Genomic DNA, 14,886 nt, shown 5'->3' with positions numbered 1-14,886 from the left:
TTATAGCGAATGGATGTTAAAGCGACTCTTGGTCAAGTAAAACAAATGCGGCTGAGCTCACTCAAAGGCATTGGTACGCCTATGGTTGTGCTTGCTGCATTGGCCATGATTGTTTTACCTATTCCTCCATTCTTATTAGACATACTTTTCTCATTCAACATAGCCTTAGCGCTCATCGTATTGTTAGTCGCAATTTATACCGATAGGCCGTTAGATTTTGCCGCCTTTCCAACGGTATTACTTGTGGCGACATTACTTCGCCTTGCACTGAACGTTGCTTCAACTCGTGTGGTATTACTCGAGGGCCATAATGGTGGCGATGCAGCAGGTAAGGTGATTGAAGCCTTCGGTTCCGTGGTGATTGGCGGTAACTATGCCGTTGGCTTGGTTGTCTTTATCATTTTGATTATTATCAACTTTGCGGTAGTGACTAAAGGTGCTGGTCGTATTGCTGAAGTGAGTGCCCGCTTTACCTTAGATGCTATGCCTGGTAAGCAAATGGCAATTGATGCCGACCTAAATGCCGGTACTTTGAATCAAGAACAAGCAAGATTACGTCGAGCAGAAGTGACCCGTGAAGCGGATTTCTATGGTGCGATGGACGGTGCTTCAAAATTTGTAAAAGGTGATGCCGTTGCGGGTATCATGATTCTAGTGATCAACATCTTAGGTGGTTTCATCATAGGTATTGTTCAGCATGGCTTAAGTTTTTCTGAAGCGGTTGAAATTTATACCTTGCTGACTATCGGTGATGGTCTAGTGGCGCAGATCCCTGGGTTATTATTGTCAATCGCAGCAGCATTGATGGTGACCCGTCAAAATGAATCCGGTGATATGGGCCAAATGATGATGAGTCAGATGTTTGACAGTCATAAGTCATTGGGTATCGCTGCTGGAGTCCTATTTGTCATGGGAATCGTTCCTGGCATGCCGCATATGGCGTTCTTAAGTTTTGCTTTTATGACGGCAGGTGCCGCTTATTTTGTCTATAAGCGTAATGAATCAAAACGCATTAAAGCCCTAGAGCAAGTTAAGTCTGGCCCTGTAGAGAGGCAAGATAAGGAGCCTAAAGAGTTGGGCTGGGATGATGTGCATCATGTTGATACTATTGGGCTTGAGGTGGGATATCGTTTAATTCCGCTGGTCGATAAAGGTCAAGGTGGCGAGTTATTAAGCCGTATCAAAGGCGTACGTAAAAAGTTATCCCAAGAACTGGGCTTCTTAGTGCCAGCAGTGCATATTCGCGATAATTTAGATTTGTCGCCTAATGCCTATCGCATTTCATTAATGGGCGTAGTTGTTGGTGAGGCGGATATTCGACACGACTGCGAATTGGCGATTAACCCTGGCCAAGTCTATGGCAAGCTCGATGGTATTGAAACGCGTGACCCAGCTTTTGGTCTTGAAGCGGTATGGATTGCCCCTGAATTACGTGAGCATGCCCAAACATTAGGGTATACGGTTGTTGATGCCGCTACGGTTGTAGCAACCCATATTAGCCAATTGCTGACCAATAATGCTGCAAAGTTGTTAGGTTACGAAGAAGTGCAACAACTGATGGATATGCTTGCGAAACACTCGCCTAAACTGGTGGATGGCTTTATTCCTGATGTCATGCCACTCGGGCATGTCGTAAAAGTGATGCAGAACCTGTTAAATGAAGGGGTTTCAGTCAGAGACTTGCGTACAATAGTGCAAACTTTGTTAGAATACGGCACTAAGAGTAATGACACTGAAGTTTTGACCGCTGCAGTACGTATCGCATTGAAACGTATGATAGTCCAAGAGATCTCTGGTCCAGAGTTAGAAATCCCCGTCATTACATTGGCGCCAGAGTTGGAACAGATGTTGCATCAATCAATGCAAGCAACTGGTGGTGATGGTCCAAATATTGAACCCGGTCTTGCAGAACGCATGCAGCAGTCCCTTGCCGATGCGGCTCAGAAGCAAGAAATGGTCGGACAACCCGCCATATTGTTGACGTCAGGTATGTTACGCGCGACGCTGTCACGCTTTGTTAAACATACTATTCCTAATCTCAGAGTCATTTCGTATCAAGAAATACCTGATGAGAAGCAAATACGTATCGTATCTGCAGTCGGCCAGTAGAGGACGCATAAGTGAAGATTAAACGATTTTTTGCCAAAGACATGCGCGCCGCACTGGCCCAAGTGAAAGAAACACTCGGCTCAGATGCCGTCATTATGTCAAATAAGAAAGTGAATGGTGGCATCGAAATTGTCGCTGCCGTTGACTATGATGAGCCTAAAGCAAAAACCGCAGCTACTGCGCCAGCGCCAACCTTTATGGACGTGAGTGACGACCTCGTATCCCTAGGGGCTAAGCAGCCTATACGAGTAGAAACCCGTGCAAAGCCTGCGGCACCTGCTGACTCATTACAAGCCTTGTTAGAGAAGCAGCAAAGTCGTTTGAATCAACAGATGTCGCATCAGCAAGTTGATGCAGATTTACCTGCATGGGCTAAGGGCTTACAAGCGCCGGCTACTGCCAAAGTAGAGCGTCGCGAAGCGCCTGCTGCTTTTGATAAGAAGCCACAAACATCACAGAAACAAAATGCCGATATTGAGGCAATGCGTGATGAGCTAGCTTCATTGCGTAATTTGTTAACACATCAAGTGTCCTCTTTGATGACAGAACATAAAAAACGTATCGACCCTGTCGGAGCTATGCTCGAAGCCAAGTTACTTGAGGCAGAATTTTCCCCAGCGGTTGCCAATAAATTAGCGGCGCTGAGCCAACATTATACGCCTGCAGAATTAGTCAGAGCTTTACCTCAAAGTCTCGCTAACTTGCTTGATAATCAAGGTGATGACATTGTTAAGCAGGGCGGTGTGGTGGCCTTAGTTGGCCCAACCGGTGTCGGCAAAACCACGTCATTAGCTAAACTTGCGGCCCGTTTTGCAGCTCATCATGGTGCAGAGCATGTTGCTTTGATAACGACAGACCATTATCGCATCGGAGCCTATGAGCAATTAGCAACCTATGGCAAAATAATGGGCTGCCCTGTAAAGCAAGCTCATGATCTGAATGAATTAGAGCAAATTCTTTATCAGTTTAGAAATCGCAAGCTAGTATTGATAGATACGGCTGGCATGGGACAGCGAGATATGCGTCTTTACCAGCAACTTGATAATTTAACTGCAAATAGCAGGATACCTATCCGCAGTTATCTGGTACTGTCTGCGACAGGACAGCGCCGTGTATTGCAAGATGCAGTCAATCATTTTAAACGCATTCCCCTATCTGGTGTCGTTCTTACAAAACTCGATGAATCTGTGTCGTTAGCAGGGGCATTAAGTGTGTTGATCCAAAACGGATTACCATTAAGTTATGTTACTGATGGGCAAAGAGTTCCTGAAGATATGAAAGTTGCGGATACCTTAGATTTAGCCCAACAGGCACTCGCAGCGTTAGATAGTACAGAACAACAATCATTACAAGACACAGCGTGGTCAGATAATATGGCCTGTGCATTTGAGTAGATTTATGACCCTGGATCAAGCAAGTGGTTTACGTATGATGAATCAACCCTATAACGAAAAAGTGAAAGTAATCGCGGTCACAGGTGGTAAAGGTGGCGTTGGCAAAACCAGCGTTTCCATTAATACAGCTGTGGCATTAGCCGAAAAAGGCAAGCGTGTCTTGGTACTTGATGCTGACCTTGGCTTAGCAAACGTCGATGTCATGCTGGGTATTCGTGCCGAGCGTAACCTCTCCCATGTTCTCTCTGGTGATGCAGAGCTTGACGATATTATCGTTCGCGGCCCTAAGGGAATTGGCATAGTGCCAGCCACTTCAGGGACGCAAGGGATGGTGGAATTAAGCCCAGCGCAGCATGCAGGGTTAATTCGCGCTTTCAGTGAGATGCGGACTCAGTTTGATATTCTAGTCGTAGATACTGCTGCTGGGATTTCAGATATGGTGCTCAGTTTCTCACGTGCATCGCAGGATGTGCTGGTCGTTGTTTGTGATGAACCCACATCGATAACTGATGCCTACGCCCTGATAAAAATCCTCAGCCGTGAGCATGGCGTGTTCCGTTTTAAAATAGTTGCCAATATGGTGCGTAGTTTACGCGAAGGTATGGAATTATTTGCTAAACTCAGTAAAGTGACCGACAGATTTTTAGATGTCGCCCTTGAATTAGTTGCAACTATTCCATTTGACGAAAACTTACGTAAATCAGTTCGTAAGCAAAAACTGGTAGTTGAAGCTTATCCTAAATCACCAGCGGCGATTGCGTATCAAGGATTGGCAAATAAAATTCTGAGCTGGCCTGTACCGCAGCAACCTGGTGGGCATTTGGAGTTTTTCGTTGAGCGTTTAGTGCAACGACCAGATTTTCAAGAGGAAAAAACGAGTGAATAAAGCCGCTGCGTATACTTGTTTAGACAATAAATCGTCGATCGTTGAACAGTATGCTCCGTTGGTTAAAAGAATTGCGCATCATTTACTCGCCAGATTACCTGCCTCAGTGCAGCTAGATGATTTACTCCAAGCTGGGATGATGGGTTTATTAGAAGCATCATCCAAGTTTGATGGTGGCAAGGGTGCGAAATTTGAAACCTTCGCCGGCATACGTATACGAGGGGCGATGTTAGATGAAATTCGCCGTGGTGATTGGGTGCCTCGTTCCGTTCATCGTAATAACCGCAAGGTTGCACATGCTATTGATGAGTTAGAGCAAGAACTGGGCCGTGATGCACGCGACACAGAAATTGCAGAAAAACTTGATATGACGCTCGATGAGTACCATCATATTCTTAACGATGTTTCTGTCGGAAAAATCATAGGGATAGAAGACTTAGGCGTATCTCAGGATATACTTACAGTGAGTGATCGGTCCGATGATGACTCATTTGAAGCATTAGCTGAGAACCAATTTCATTCTGCGCTGGTTGAGGCAATTAAATTATTGCCTGAAAGAGATGCATTAGTGTTATCCCTGTACTACGATGAAGCATTGAATTTAAAAGAGATTGGCGCCATTCTTGAGGTCAGTGAATCGCGTGTTAGCCAGATATTAAGTCAGGCAATGTTGCGATTGAAAGCTAAACTCAAGCACTGGACATAAGTATAATTATTAATCGAGCACAGAATGTCAGCTCACCGGAGGAAACCTTGGACAAGAATATGAAGATTCTCATTGTTGACGATTTTTCGACAATGAGGCGTATCATCAAGAACTTGTTGCGAGACTTGGGGTTTAACAATACCCAAGAAGCAGACGATGGCTCAACAGCCCTGCCGATGTTGCAAAAGGGGGATTTTGATTTTGTTGTTACAGATTGGAATATGCCCGGTATGCAAGGCATCGATCTGTTAAAAGCAATTCGCGCAGATGATTCGCTAAAGCATTTACCCGTATTAATGGTGACAGCTGAAGCAAAACGTGAACAGATTATCGCTGCCGCTCAAGCGGGAGTGAATGGATATGTGGTTAAGCCTTTTACCGCTGCAACGCTGAAAGAGAAGCTAGATAAAATATTCGAACGACTCGCTTGAGCAAGGATGAGCTATGAAGTCACAAACATCAGGGCTCATCACGCTCGAACAAGCTCAGCACTTGGTTGAATTATTAAGTGTCGGTGAGCAACGTCAGGCAGATGATTTATTTCGGGAGCTTGCTGCTCCACTGCAACGAGAATTATTTGAAGAGGTAGGGAAATTAACTCGGCAACTTCATAGCGCTTTAATGGATTTTCAAGTTGATAATCGTCTAGCTGAATTAGCCAATACAGAAATTCCCGATGCCAAACAACGTTTAAATTACGTTATTGACATGACTGAACAAGCGGCAAATAAAACCATGGATGCGGTAGAAGAATGTTTACCTTTGGCCAATGCCGTAACGGTAAATATTCAAAAAGTCATGCCATCTTGGGACAAATTAATGCGCCGGGAAATAGAACTCAGCGAGTTTAAGGTTCTTTGCCACGATGTCCAAGATCTTATGTCCCGTAGTTCAAATGACTCGACTCGACTGCGTGAATTGTTAAATCAAATATTGATGGCGCAAGATTTTCAAGACTTAACAGGACAAATGATACGTCGTGTTATTGATCTGGTTATGGAAGTAGAAAGTAATCTGGTTTCTATGCTGACGGTATTTGGTGAGCAGCCTATGATTGAAAGTCAGATTGCTCAGAAAAATAATATTGAAGCGGAAGGGCCGATAATGAATGCCGAGCTTCGTCAAGATGTAGTAACGGGTCAAGACGAAGTGGATGATCTTCTATCGAGTCTGGGTTTCTAACTGGGAGTCAATTTGATGGCCTTTGATGTAGATGAAGAGATACTCCAGGACTTTTTAATCGAAGCCGGTGAAATTTTAGAGCTTCTGCAAGAGCAACTCGTTGCGCTTGAAAATAATCCTGATGACACTAACTTGCTAAACGCCATTTTTAGAGGGTTCCACACCGTTAAAGGTGGCGCAGGCTTTCTTAGCTTAACTCCCATGGTCGATGTGTGTCATGAGGCTGAAAATACCTTCGATTTATTACGGACTGGTAAACGTAGCGTCAATGCAGAGCTGATGGATATTATTTTGCAGGCTGTTGATGCAATTAATACCATGTTTGCTCAAACGCAGCAGGGCGAGCAGCAAGATCCTGCCGATTCGGGTTTGTTGGCTAGGCTTAAAATGCTGAGTTCAGGTGCGCCATTGCCATCTGAAGTTGCGTCTGCAGAGGTGGTCGAAATTGTCGAACCTGAGCCTGTCGTTGAAACCATTGTTGAAACTCCCGTCCCACAAGACATCCCTATAGAGATAAGTCATAGCTCATCTTCAAGTATTGATGATATCAACGACGCTGAATTTGAAGCTTTATTAGATGCGCTTCATGGCTCAGGAAAAGGTCCTGCGGCGGCTACCGCCGTGGTCTCTGATCCTGTTGTCGCTAAGCCAGCTGCGCCAGTTAAAGCGTCTCCTGCATCGGGCGATGACATCACTGATGACGAGTTTGAAGCATTGCTTGATGAACTTCACGGTTCTGGCAAGTTTAAAGTCGAGGCAGAAGTGCCGGCTAAACCAAAGGTTGTCGCCGCACCTACGCCTCAACCTATAGTCGATGCCGATGAAATTACCGATGATGAGTTTGAAAGATTACTTGATGAACTCCATGGTAAAGGCGGAGCACCTGCGAAAGCTGACGTAAAAGCGTCGCCAGTCACGCCAGCTGTGGCAGCTGCACCTAAAGCCGCAGTGACTCCTGAGCCTGCGAAAGTTGCAGCGCCAGCCCCCGTTGTTGCCGCAAAACCGAAAGTAGACATCGCGGTTGTAGAGAAAGCACCTGCTAAAGCAAGTTCAGCAAATGTGCCTCAAGGTGAAACCACGGTTCGTGTTGATACTGCACGACTCGACCAAATCATGAATATGGTCGGTGAGTTAGTATTAGTGCGTAATCGATTAGTGAGCTTAGGCATCAGTCGTGATGATGAGGAAATGTCTAAAGCCCTTGCGAATTTAGATCTCGTGACAGCCGATTTACAGGGCGCTGTGATGAAAACCCGTATGCAACCGATCAAGAAAGTGTTTGGTCGTTTCCCTCGGGTAGTACGTGATCTTGCGCGTACGCTCAATAAAGAAATTGATTTGATCATGGTCGGTGAAGAAACCGACCTAGATAAAAACTTAGTTGAAGCGCTTGCCGATCCACTCGTCCACTTAGTGCGTAACTCTGTGGATCACGGTATTGAAATGCCAAACGAGCGTGAAGCCAATGGCAAGCCGAGAACGGGTACTATTACCTTATCTGCAAGTCAGGAAGGTGACCATATACTGCTGAAAATCGAAGACGATGGCGCAGGTATGGACCCTGAAAAACTGAAAAAAATCGCGATAACGCGCGGTGTGCTCGATGAAGATTCAGCTTCGCGAATGACTGACAGCGAAGCTTATAATTTGATTTTTGCGCCCGGTTTTTCGACTAAGGTCGAGATTTCAGATATTTCTGGTCGTGGCGTTGGGATGGACGTGGTAAAAACCCGTATCACTCAGCTTAACGGCACAGTGCATATTGATTCTATGAAAGGTAAGGGCACGATACTTGAGATTAAAGTACCGTTAACGCTGGCGATTATGCCGACCTTAATGGTTGATGTCGCTAAACAAGTGTTTGCATTACCTCTGTCTAGCGTGAACGAGATATTCCATCTCGATCTCACTAAGACCAATATCGTCGACGGACAACTCACTGTCATAGTGCGTAACAAGGCTGTGCCTTTGTTCTATTTGGAGCACTGGCTACATAGAAACAAAACCACCTTTAAACATGGCGATAAAAAGCATGGTCATGTGGTGATTGTACAATTAGGTATGATGCAAATTGGTTTTGTGGTCGATGCCCTAATAGGCCAAGAAGAGGTGGTGATTAAACCCCTTGGTGCTATGTTACATGGCACTCCTGGGATGGCTGGCGCGACGATTACATCGGATGGCGGTATCGCACTGATCTTAGATGTCCCTGGATTGTTAAAGCATTATGCGAAAAGTAAGAATTAGTTTCCAAGCTAAGGAATGGAATGGCCATTAAAGTATTAGTCGTTGATGACTCAAGTTTTTTCAGACGACGTGTTAGTGAAATAGTCAATCAAGATCCTGAACTGGAAGTTATCGCGACGGCCTCAAATGGGGCCGAAGCGGTGAAGATGGCTACTGAGCTTAATCCTCAAGTTATCACTATGGATATTGAGATGCCCGTGATGGATGGCATTACTGCCGTCCGTGAGATCATGGCTAAATGTCCTACTCCGATCTTGATGTTTTCTTCTTTAACCCATGATGGCGCTAAAGCAACGTTAGATGCTTTAGATGCTGGTGCGTTAGATTTTCTACCTAAACGTTTTGAAGACATTGCTACCAATAAAGATGATGCTATTTTATTGTTGCAGCAGAGAGTTAAGGCATTGGGACGCCGCAGAATGTTTCGTCCTATTGCACGTCCTGTCGTCGCTTCAACATCTAGCGTGCGTCCAACAAGTAGCGTTTTAGGGACAACGAGTATAGCGGCGCATACTCCAGCCACGGCTCCTGTGAGGACCTCAACAGCAGCGTCGATTCGTGCAAGCGGTAAGCAGTATAAAATACTGCTGATCGGCACATCTACTGGTGGTCCAGTTGCCTTGCAAAAAATTCTTACCCAATTCCCGGCAAACTATCCGCATCCGATTTTATTAATCCAGCATATGCCAGCAGCTTTTACGCCAGCATTTGCAAGTCGTTTGAATGGTTTATGTAAGATTGAAGTAAAAGAAGCCGCGAATGGCGATCTTCTTAGACCAGGTTGTGCGTATTTAGCGCCAGGCGGAATGCAAATGATGGTTGAACGTACTGGCGCAAGTGGTCGATTAAAGGTCATTGCTGGCAGTGCAGACATGAACTATAAGCCTTGCGTTGATATCACCTTTGCTTCTGCATCCAAAGCCTTTAGCGGTGACGTCCTTGCCGTTGTGCTAACTGGTATGGGCGCGGATGGCAGAGAAGGTGCCCGCATGTTGAAAGCAGTCGGTGCGACCATTTGGGCGCAGGATGAAGCCAGTTGTGTGGTTTATGGCATGCCGCAGGCTGTCGCTAGTGCTGGTATTGCCACTCAGTCGATTGCGTTAGACAACATGGCTGAATGCATTTTAAAAGAGTCTGTTCGTGTCTAAGAGTCTGCATCCGATGAGCACGAATAGTGTGCTCATCATTTTGCTGATGGCGATTGCTATTTTGTGTCTTGGCGCCTTGAGTCTCGATTATCGGCATAAAAATAGTTTGTTGAGAGAAGAGATAAATCGTTTGGAATCGACTCAGGTACTGTTAATGGTCCCTGATGAACAAGCTGAAGCAATTGCTGCTTGGTTAGCGTCTCATCCTGATCAAACTAAAGCTATGCTGCAATTGGCTACTCCTGGTGAACAAAAGGCTGTGACAATTGGTCCTGAATCTACCCAGATTAGTGTTCCGCCTTTGCTGAATAAGCAGAATTCTGGGGTGGATACGACGAAGGATAACGCTAATCAGCAACCTTTAGTTCCTACGCTGCTCCAGACGCCAAATAAGAATGTCGAGACTGCGACTTCGCCTATTGAACCTAATCAGTCAATTGAACCGAAAAATGCACAGATGCTGCCAGTGGTGATTTCTGAAAATGCCGATGGAGTTAAAGTGATTAGTTTACCCAATGGTGGTATCCGAGTTACGACGAGAGAAGAGCAATAACCTTTGGAATGCGTGTTAAATATTCTCATTTATTAGCATTGAATCAATTTATGTGGGGGTCACTTCTTGAAAGTCTGGACCATAGCGAATCAAAAAGGTGGTGTAGGCAAAACCACGACGGTTGCGAGTTTAGCGGGAATCTTAGCTAAGCGTGGCAAGCGTGTGCTTATGATTGACACCGATCCACACGCTTCGCTAGGTTATTATTTAGGCATTGATTCTGAAGAGGTTCCTGGCTCTTTATTTGATGTGTTTCTGGCCCATAAAAGCCTCTCTAAAGAACTCGTTTTATCCCATGTAGTACCAACCTTAGTCGATGGTCTCGACTTGTTGCCGGCCACTATGGCATTGGCAACATTAGACAGAGCCTTAGGTCATCAAGAGGGGATGGGGTTAGTTTTACGTAATTTATTAGCGTTAGTTGCTGATGAATATGATGTGGCTATCGTTGATTGTCCACCCGTACTTGGTGTTTTAATGGTCAATGCCCTTGCGGCAAGTCAGCATATTATTATTCCCGTGCAGACTGAGTTTCTTGCCATTAAAGGGCTAGAGCGGATGATAAAAACGATGGAGTTGATGGGGCGATCTAAAAAGACGCGTTACAGCTATACTGTCGTGCCAACCATGTACGATAAACGTACTAAGGCATCACCCGCTGCTTTGCAAGTGCTGGGCACAGAATACACTGAAACCCTATGGAAGGACGTGATTCCAGTCGATACTAAGTTTAGAGATGCCAGTTTGGCACATTTACCTGCATCGCATTATGCGAGTGGATGTCGTGGTGTAAAAGCCTATGAAAGATTATTAGATTTTTTATTAGTTGGGGAGTTTGGCCATGTCAAAATCGGTTGATGAAACTGTTTTTGATTTTTTCGCATTATTGCTGCAGGAAGACGACGCTCCAAGTCAGGCAGTTTCTCCTCAAAGCATAGTAAAAGCTGACTCAAATCAAAATGTTGCCACTAATCAGACGGAGGCGGCATTACTTGATGCAGCAATCTTGGCTGAAAATGGTCGTACGGCTGCATCACAAGCTCATGAGAGGGCGATAACGCCAACGGTACAGCTACAACCAAAAGCGACGCCAAGACAACATGAGTTTGTTGCACCTGTAAGTAAGATTGCTTCTCAAGTGGATAAGCAAGCGCTAGAAAAATTGCTGGCGCCTGTACTTAAGGCTAAAACAGTAGAACCGACACCATCTTTTGTCGAAGTTACGCCTGCTGTTGATGTTCAACCCGTGGTGGAAGTACCACAAGCACAGCCTGCTATTGAAGAGCCAGTTAATGATGAAATAATTGCTGAAGAAGTCGTTGAGCCAGTGGTTGTGCCAGAAACACAAGTCGGTATTACGCCTCCTAGTGTGACAAAAGATTTGCAAGAAGTGCTCGATGATGAGTTTCAGGTACTATTCTTTAAAGTAGCAGGGCTGACATTGGCTGTGCCTTTGGTCAGTTTAGGCGGAATAGTTAAAATTGAGCGGATAAACCATATCTTTGGCAGACCCGCATGGTTTCTCGGTGTACAAACGCATAGGGAAGAGCAATTAAATATTGTCGACACTTGTGCGTGGGTTATGCCAGAAAAATATTCAGATAAACTGGCGCAATCGGTAAATTATCAATATCTTGTACTACTAGAAGGCAGTAACTGGGGATTAACTTGTGAGTCCTTAGTCAATGCGGTAAAAATTAATAAATCGCAAGTCAACTGGCGTAGTCAAGCGGGTAAACGCCCTTGGTTAGCGGGTGTAGTGAAAGAGCAGATGTGTGGCATTTTGCACGTACAAGCCTTAGTTGAAATGCTTAATGCGGGTTTAGGTTGTCAGGACTCAATTGGTTGAGGTAAACATGAAAGATACAAGAAATGTAGCAGCAGTCGCTGCAAGTAAAGATGATGCAGTATTACAATGGGTTACCTTTAAGTTAGACCATGAAACTTACGGCATCAACGTAATGCAAGTGCAGGAAGTATTGCGTTACACTGAAATCGCTCCCGTGCCCGGTGCGCCTTATTACGTATTAGGCATCATTAACTTACGTGGTAACGTTGTCACAGTTATTGATACCCGCTCACGTTTTGGATTGCAGTCTGCCGAAGTTGATGACTCAACTCGAATCGTTATCATCGAAGCTGAAAAGCAAGTCATTGGCATCTTAGTTGATAGTGTTGCCGAAGTGGTTTATTTACGCCGCTCAGAAATCGACAATGCACCAAATGTCGGAACGGAAGAGAGTGCTAAATTCATTCAAGGTGTGAGTAATCGCGACAATGAATTACTCATCTTAGTCGATCTCGACAAGTTATTATCCGATGAAGAATGGGCCGAATTGACTCAGATTTAATCAATTAGCGAGATAAGGCTGAATGATATTAATTCATTCAGCTATTTTGTGTATTTGCGAATAAATCGATGATTCTAAGTCTTTACGATTTATGGATAGATAAAGTATTTTATCGCGGTTTGAACAATGGCTAATGATATTGAGTCATTTATGTACAGCACTTTGGAATAGATAACTCAGTTGGAATGCCTGCTAATTTATGGCTATGAGTGAGTATAAGGATTTTTAATGGGCGATGAATTTTTGATCGCAGCGTTAGTCTATGTCATCGCATGCTTAGGATTAGTACTCTTTTTACAAAAACAATTGAGCAAACTAAGAAGCAAGGTCGAAGCGTTAACCGTCTTAGTCAAAGAAGGTGATCGTCAGCGAGAGTCATTTAAGCGTGAGTTGCAAGAGTTGCGCAGTGGCACTATCGGAGTCGGTCGTCGTGTGATTGAGTTAGAAAAACGCCTACTTCAACAGTCGGAACGGATAGAAGAGACAACTCAACAGGACCCACAGGCAAAGCTTTATACTCGAGCCATGAAAATGGTGGCGCTTGGCGCTGGTGTGGATGAGTTGATTAAAGAATGCGAACTACCCAAAGCGGAAGCCGAGTTATTGATCCGACTTCATCGCAAGTGATCGCAAAAGATTGATAGTTATTGCCTATTGAACACTAAAAGCTAATTTCTTTAAATTGGCTTTTTTATTTTATGCCTTCTCAACAATTTTTTGATGCATATTATTCCATTGCTCGGGAAACTTACCGTCGAGCATATACACAAATGCGATCAGTTCGGCGATAAGCAGATAAAGCTCCTTAGGAATTTCCTCTCCTAGCTCTAACAACTGTAGAAAATGGCTTAGATGGGGATCTTGATGGATATACACACCGTTAGCCTTGGCTAAAGCAATAATCTCTTCTGCGATAAGCCCTTCACCTGTTGCCACAATTTTAGGCGCGTTATGACCATCATAGCTCAGCGCGACAGCTTGTTTAGGTTCTCTCTCTTCGCTCATTGGGTTATTCCTAAAGTATTCAAATTTAGTATCCTACCCTAGCTAAGCCTTCGTCTTGACGAGGAAATGATCACCAGGTAATAAGGTTGCTGGTACTTGCGCTATTTGTGTCGTGATCTCGCCTGGCGTAAACCCAAGCTGTGATAGTTTTTGGCTTAAGGGCGTTAAAAAGTTATTGACCTTATTGAGTAGCATTTGGCTATTGCCTTTAAACTGGATATCTAACTGTTGATTGTGCTGCTGAGCTGCAATCAGCAGTGGACCTTGTGCTAAATTAAACTTGAGCTGTAAACGCCATCCCGCTTTTTTCTCTGGATCATCTGAATCAACTTCTTGCTCAAATTTACCTTCCAATTGCTCGTGGCGTTGATTAATGCCATAGGGCAGGGCAAAGAACCAGACTAAATTGCCTGCATTCTCATTGCTTGCCTGTTGGTACAAATGTAAGTTTGAGGCCAATTTCCCCATGCTATCAAGACCGCCAGCTTTACTTAGTTGGCCAAGTTGTTTAGTGGAAAAGCCGACTTTGGCTTGCAGTTGCTCAAGATAATCGGCCAATTTCTTACTCATTGAATTCGAACTATTATTAGCCTTAAAGCCTAGTAGTAGTTGAAATAGTGAGGTAATCGCACTGGCATTCATGAACATTGAGGCTTGATTTGACAGAGGTGTGGCAAGGTTAAGACTCGTTAGCCCGAGGATATTGGCCTTGAGCTCATCTAAATCATTTAACTGACTGAGTGGCGGTAATCCTATATGCGGTAAGTGCTTTAACAACTCTGATGCTAAATTTGAGCTGTTGTTAGAACGGGACAACTCAATAGGAAGTGCCCCCGCTTTATTAAACGCTTTTTGCAAAACATCAGCCACCTTCATAGGGTTGTCGGTTTTTGTGTCATTGCCATGTAGATCATTTTTTTGCGTATTGAGCCCTAAAATATTTTTTTGACTCACAGTAGGCACTACTTCCACCGCTTCAGCACTTTGAGCACCAATATTAGTACTAGTGATTACATTGGCAAGCGTAGGCGTTGGAGCCAACCTCTTAGGGTTTTGTATTATCTGGTTATTATTCGTTTTAGGGTCTTGATGCGAGGTATCAGCCGATTTCTTTACAAGTCCAGCATCCAATGAGGATGAATTCCTTGTTATTTGCTCGAAAGTCGCAGTCGAAGAGCTAGGTTGAATTGCTTGTGATGGCGATGAATGACTCAGAACGGATGGCGTAGCGAGTACCTGACTTGAATCTCGGGTGCTCAGTATCGTTGACATTGTTACTTTGACAGGCATTGCATCTGTTGTTTT

General features: G+C 44.5%; 14 protein-coding genes and 1 pseudogene. 13 read left to right on the top strand and 2 right to left on the bottom strand.

What is annotated here, in order from left to right; all coding sequences use genetic code 11:
* Nucleotides 1-9: 9 nt before the first annotated feature.
* The 13 genes from flhA to Q4Q52_RS06035 all read left to right on the top strand — a co-directional run bounded on the left by flhA (nt 10) and on the right by Q4Q52_RS06035 (nt 13,203).
* Nucleotides 10-2,109, top strand: a complete 2,100-nt coding sequence (gene flhA / locus Q4Q52_RS06095; protein WP_220590724.1) for a flagellar biosynthesis protein FlhA — start codon at nt 10-12, stop codon at nt 2,107-2,109.
* A gap of 11 nt (nt 2,110-2,120) precedes the next feature.
* Nucleotides 2,121-3,503: a flagellar biosynthesis protein FlhF gene (gene flhF, locus Q4Q52_RS06090; protein WP_220590723.1), complete on the top strand. Its 1,383-nt coding sequence runs from the start codon at nt 2,121-2,123 to the stop codon at nt 3,501-3,503.
* Nucleotides 3,504-3,507: 4 nt separating this feature from the next.
* A complete protein-coding gene (locus tag Q4Q52_RS06085; protein WP_006082389.1) occupies nt 3,508-4,389 on the top strand; it encodes a MinD/ParA family protein in 882 nt (293 codons plus the stop codon).
* Nucleotides 4,382-5,095 (top strand): RNA polymerase sigma factor FliA, encoded by a 714-nt coding sequence (locus Q4Q52_RS06080; protein WP_028761175.1) that lies wholly within the window; start codon nt 4,382-4,384, stop codon nt 5,093-5,095. The genes Q4Q52_RS06085 and Q4Q52_RS06080 overlap by 8 nt, the downstream gene beginning before the upstream one ends.
* 47 nt (nt 5,096-5,142) lie before the next feature.
* A complete protein-coding gene (cheY, locus tag Q4Q52_RS06075; protein WP_007649667.1) occupies nt 5,143-5,526 on the top strand; it encodes a chemotaxis response regulator CheY in 384 nt (127 codons plus the stop codon).
* Between the two features lie 13 nt (nt 5,527-5,539).
* Nucleotides 5,540-6,277 carry a protein phosphatase CheZ gene (locus Q4Q52_RS06070; protein ID WP_106651064.1) on the top strand — a complete coding sequence of 246 codons (738 nt, stop codon included), beginning with the start codon at nt 5,540-5,542 and terminating at the stop codon, nt 6,275-6,277.
* Nucleotides 6,278-6,292: 15 nt separating this feature from the next.
* Nucleotides 6,293-8,524, top strand: a complete 2,232-nt coding sequence (locus Q4Q52_RS06065; RefSeq protein ID WP_311990099.1) for a chemotaxis protein CheA — start codon at nt 6,293-6,295, stop codon at nt 8,522-8,524.
* A 20-nt stretch (nt 8,525-8,544) separates the two neighbouring features.
* On the top strand, nt 8,545-9,672 hold the full coding sequence (locus tag Q4Q52_RS06060) for a chemotaxis response regulator protein-glutamate methylesterase (protein ID WP_311990098.1): 1,128 nt from the start codon (nt 8,545-8,547) through the stop codon (nt 9,670-9,672).
* Nucleotides 9,673-9,685: 13 nt separating this feature from the next.
* The gene (locus Q4Q52_RS06055; RefSeq protein WP_311990194.1) at nt 9,686-10,225 is read left to right on the top strand and encodes a membrane anchored protein in chemotaxis locus; all 540 of its coding nucleotides are present in this window, start codon (nt 9,686-9,688) and stop codon (nt 10,223-10,225) included.
* Nucleotides 10,226-10,291: 66 nt separating this feature from the next.
* Nucleotides 10,292-11,083, top strand: coding sequence for a ParA family protein (locus tag Q4Q52_RS06050; protein ID WP_220590720.1), 792 nt, complete (start codon nt 10,292-10,294; stop codon nt 11,081-11,083).
* Nucleotides 11,067-12,074 carry a chemotaxis protein CheW gene (locus Q4Q52_RS06045; protein ID WP_311897806.1) on the top strand — a complete coding sequence of 336 codons (1,008 nt, stop codon included), beginning with the start codon at nt 11,067-11,069 and terminating at the stop codon, nt 12,072-12,074. Before Q4Q52_RS06050 ends, Q4Q52_RS06045 begins: the two co-directional genes overlap by 17 nt.
* A 7-nt stretch (nt 12,075-12,081) precedes the next feature.
* Complete coding sequence (locus Q4Q52_RS06040) at nt 12,082-12,576, top strand: chemotaxis protein CheW (RefSeq protein WP_006082380.1); 495 nt, start codon at nt 12,082-12,084, stop codon at nt 12,574-12,576.
* 228 nt (nt 12,577-12,804) lie between these two features.
* A complete protein-coding gene (locus tag Q4Q52_RS06035; RefSeq protein WP_006082379.1) occupies nt 12,805-13,203 on the top strand; it encodes a DUF2802 domain-containing protein in 399 nt (132 codons plus the stop codon).
* 69 nt (nt 13,204-13,272) lie between these two features.
* Here Q4Q52_RS06035 and Q4Q52_RS06030 read toward each other — a convergent pair whose 3' ends face one another.
* Nucleotides 13,273-13,581 (bottom strand): EscU/YscU/HrcU family type III secretion system export apparatus switch protein, encoded by a 309-nt coding sequence (locus tag Q4Q52_RS06030; protein WP_311897805.1) that lies wholly within the window; start codon nt 13,579-13,581, stop codon nt 13,273-13,275.
* A gap of 42 nt (nt 13,582-13,623) precedes the next feature.
* A pseudogene (locus tag Q4Q52_RS06025) lies at nt 13,624-14,886 on the bottom strand (flagellar hook-length control protein FliK); the annotation flags it as partial.

Source organism: Shewanella sp. SP1S2-4 (assembly GCF_031932075.1).
Lineage (GTDB): Bacteria > Pseudomonadota > Gammaproteobacteria > Enterobacterales > Shewanellaceae > Shewanella > Shewanella baltica.
Note: the sequence above shows the minus strand (reverse complement) of the source record. Positions and strands in the feature narration are given on the sequence as shown.

Bases quoted from the DNA above. Each gene is read 5' to 3' on its own strand.
- Q4Q52_RS06035 (WP_006082379.1), top strand. From the start codon at position 12,805: ATGGGCGATGAATTTTTGATCGCAGCGTTAGTCTATGTCATCGCATGC.
- Q4Q52_RS06085 (WP_006082389.1), top strand. From the start codon at position 3,508: ATGACCCTGGATCAAGCAAGTGGTTTACGTATGATGAATCAACCCTAT.
- Q4Q52_RS06070 (WP_106651064.1), top strand. From the start codon at position 5,540: ATGAAGTCACAAACATCAGGGCTCATCACGCTCGAACAAGCTCAGCAC.
- Q4Q52_RS06060 (WP_311990098.1), top strand. From the start codon at position 8,545: ATGGCCATTAAAGTATTAGTCGTTGATGACTCAAGTTTTTTCAGACGA.
- flhA (WP_220590724.1), top strand. From the start codon at position 10: ATGGATGTTAAAGCGACTCTTGGTCAAGTAAAACAAATGCGGCTGAGC.
- Q4Q52_RS06045 (WP_311897806.1), top strand. From the start codon at position 11,067: ATGTCAAAATCGGTTGATGAAACTGTTTTTGATTTTTTCGCATTATTG.
- Q4Q52_RS06065 (WP_311990099.1), top strand. From the start codon at position 6,293: ATGGCCTTTGATGTAGATGAAGAGATACTCCAGGACTTTTTAATCGAA.
- Q4Q52_RS06055 (WP_311990194.1), top strand. From the start codon at position 9,686: ATGAGCACGAATAGTGTGCTCATCATTTTGCTGATGGCGATTGCTATT.
- Q4Q52_RS06040 (WP_006082380.1), top strand. From the start codon at position 12,082: ATGAAAGATACAAGAAATGTAGCAGCAGTCGCTGCAAGTAAAGATGAT.
- Q4Q52_RS06030 (WP_311897805.1), bottom strand. From the start codon at position 13,581: ATGAGCGAAGAGAGAGAACCTAAACAAGCTGTCGCGCTGAGCTATGAT.